The 3,278-nt window shown below is 52.4% G+C and carries 2 rRNA genes; both read right to left on the bottom strand.

The features are described 5' to 3' along the window. Nucleotides 1–6: 6 nt before the first annotated feature. Nucleotides 7–122: ribosomal RNA gene (gene rrf, locus ACTJJ6_RS23505) — 5S ribosomal RNA — on the bottom strand. 99 nt (nt 123–221) lie between these two features. After that, nucleotides 222–3,129 (bottom strand): 23S ribosomal RNA (locus ACTJJ6_RS23500). Between the last annotated feature and the right edge of the window lie 149 nt (nt 3,130–3,278).

Here is a 3,278-nt window from a genome sequence, read left to right as displayed (position 1 = left end):
TTTGATGCCTGGCAGTGTCCTACTCTCGCATGGGGAGACCCCACACTACCATCGGCGCTACGGCGTTTCACTTCTGAGTTCGGCATGGGGTCAGGTGGGACCACCGCGCTATTGCCGCCAGGCAAATTCTGTTTCATTCCAACCGCTTCACTTTCGTGTCGCCATCAGAACCAATCTCGGAACTTCGCTGAAAATCTCTCTAAAAACACCTTCGGTGTTGTAAGGTTAAGCCTCACGGATCATTAGTACTGGTTAGCTCAATGCATCGCTGCACTTACACACCCAGCCTATCAACGTCTTAGTCTTAAACGTTCCTTCAGGGGCCTTAAAGGCCCAGGGAAGACTCATCTTGAGGCAAGTTTCGCGCTTAGATGCTTTCAGCGCTTATCTTTTCCGCACTTAGCTACCGGGCAATGCCATTGGCATGACAACCCGAACACCAGTGGTGCGTTCACTCCGGTCCTCTCGTACTAGGAGCAACCCCTCTCAATCTTCCAACGCCCACGGCAGATAGGGACCGAACTGTCTCACGACGTTCTAAACCCAGCTCGCGTACCACTTTAAATGGCGAACAGCCATACCCTTGGGACCTACTTCAGCCCCAGGATGTGATGAGCCGACATCGAGGTGCCAAACACCGCCGTCGATATGAACTCTTGGGCGGTATCAGCCTGTTATCCCCGGAGTACCTTTTATCCGTTGAGCGATGGCCCTTCCATTCAGAACCACCGGATCACTAAGACCTACTTTCGTACCTGCTCGAGCCGTCACTCTCGCAGTCAAGCTAGCTTATGCCTTTGCACTAACCTCACGATGTCCGACCGTGATTAGCTAACCTTCGTGCTCCTCCGTTACTCTTTGGGAGGAGACCGCCCCAGTCAAACTACCCACCAGACACTGTCCTCACCCCAGATTATGGGGCCGAGTTAGAACATCAAACATTAAAGGGTGGTATTTCAAGGATGGCTCCACGCAGACTGGCGTCCACGCTTCAAAGCCTCCCACCTATCCTACACATCAAGGCTCAATGTTCAGTGTCAAGCTATAGTAAAGGTTCACGGGGTCTTTCCGTCTTGCCGCGGGTACACTGCATCTTCACAGCGAGTTCAATTTCACTGAGTCTCGGGTGGAGACAGCCTGGCCATCATTACGCCATTCGTGCAGGTCGGAACTTACCCGACAAGGAATTTCGCTACCTTAGGACCGTTATAGTTACGGCCGCCGTTTACTGGGGCTTCGATCAAGAGCTTCGCCTTGCGGCTGACCCCATCAATTAACCTTCCAGCACCGGGCAGGCGTCACACCGTATACGTCCACTTTCGTGTTTGCACAGTGCTGTGTTTTTATTAAACAGTTGCAGCCAGCTGGTATCTTCGACTGGCTTCAGCTCCATCCGCGAGGGACTTCACCTACATGCCAGCGTGCCTTCTCCCGAAGTTACGGCACCATTTTGCCTAGTTCCTTCACCCGAGTTCTCTCAAGCGCCTTGGTATTCTCTACCTGACCACCTGTGTCGGTTTGGGGTACGATTTAATGTTACCTGGAGCTTAGAGGATTTTCCTGGAAGCAGGGCATCAACTACTTCTGCACCGTAGTGCATCGTCATCACGCCTCAGGGTTAGCATGCAACCGGATTTACCAGGTCACACCCCCTACACGCTTAAACCGGGACAACCGTCGCCCGGCTAGCCTAGCCTTCTCCGTCCCCCCTTCGCAGTAACACCAAGTACAGGAATATTAACCTGTTTCCCATCGACTACGCTTTTCAGCCTCGCCTTAGGGGTCGACTCACCCTGCCCCGATTAACGTTGGACAGGAACCCTTGGTCTTCCGGCGAGCGGGCTTTTCACCCGCTTTATCGTTACTTATGTCAGCATTCGCACTTCTGATACCTCCAGCAACCCTCACAGGCCACCTTCAACGGCTTACAGAACGCTCCCCTACCCAACAACGCCTAAGCGTCGCTGCCGCAGCTTCGGTGCATGGTTTAGCCCCGTTACATCTTCCGCGCAGGCCGACTCGACCAGTGAGCTATTACGCTTTCTTTAAATGATGGCTGCTTCTAAGCCAACATCCTGGCTGTCTATGCCTTCCCACATCGTTTCCCACTTAACCATGACTTTGGGACCTTAGCTGGCGGTCTGGGTTGTTTCCCTCTTCACGACGGACGTTAGCACCCGCCGTGTGTCTCCCGTGATAACATTCTTCGGTATTCGGAGTTTGCATCGGTTTGGTAAGCCGGGATGGCCCCCTAGCCGAAACAGTGCTCTACCCCCGAAGATGAGTTCACGAGGCGCTACCTAAATAGCTTTCGGGGAGAACCAGCTATCTCCCGGTTTGATTGGCCTTTCACCCCCAGCCACAAGTCATCCGCTAATTTTTCAACATTAGTCGGTTCGGTCCTCCAGTTAGTGTTACCCAACCTTCAACCTGCCCATGGCTAGATCACCGGGTTTCGGGTCTATACCTTGCAACTAATCGCCCAGTTAAGACTCGGTTTCCCTACGGCTCCCCTATACGGTTAACCTTGCTACAAAATATAAGTCGCTGACCCATTATACAAAAGGTACGCAGTCACACCACGAAGGTGCTCCCACTGCTTGTACGTACACGGTTTCAGGTTCTATTTCACTCCCCTCGCCGGGGTTCTTTTCGCCTTTCCCTCACGGTACTGGTTCACTATCGGTCAGTCAGGAGTATTTAGCCTTGGAGGATGGTCCCCCCATATTCAGACAGGATGTCACGTGTCCCGCCCTACTCATCGAACTCACGACCTGTGCATTTTAGTGTACGGGGCTATCACCCTTTGCTGCGCGACTTTCCAGACGCTTCCACTAACACACAAGCCGATTCAGGTTCTGGGCTCCTCCCCGTTCGCTCGCCGCTACTGGGGGAATCTCGGTTGATTTCTTTTCCTCGGGGTACTTAGATGTTTCAGTTCCCCCGGTTCGCCTCATGCCACTATGTATTCATGACATGATAGTGTGTCGAAACACACTGGGTTTCCCCATTCGGGTATCGCCGGTTATAACGGTTCATATCACCTTACCGACGCTTTTCGCAGATTAGCACGCCCTTCATCGCCTCTGACTGCCTAGGCATCCACCGTGTACGCTTAGTCACTTAACCTCACAACCCGAAGATGTTTCCATCGTTCGCGCTGCAAACATTTGAGAGACTCTATGACAGGTTACTCTTCATCCCAGTACTTCTACGGAGGGATAAATTTCAGCCGTCATGTTTCAATTTTCAGCTTGTTCCAGATTGTTAAAGAGCAA

Origin of the sequence: Serratia sp. 22278, from assembly GCF_052045405.1 — a bacterium.
GTDB lineage: Bacteria > Pseudomonadota > Gammaproteobacteria > Enterobacterales > Enterobacteriaceae > Serratia > Serratia marcescens.
Note: the sequence above shows the minus strand (reverse complement) of the source record. Positions and strands in the feature narration are given on the sequence as shown.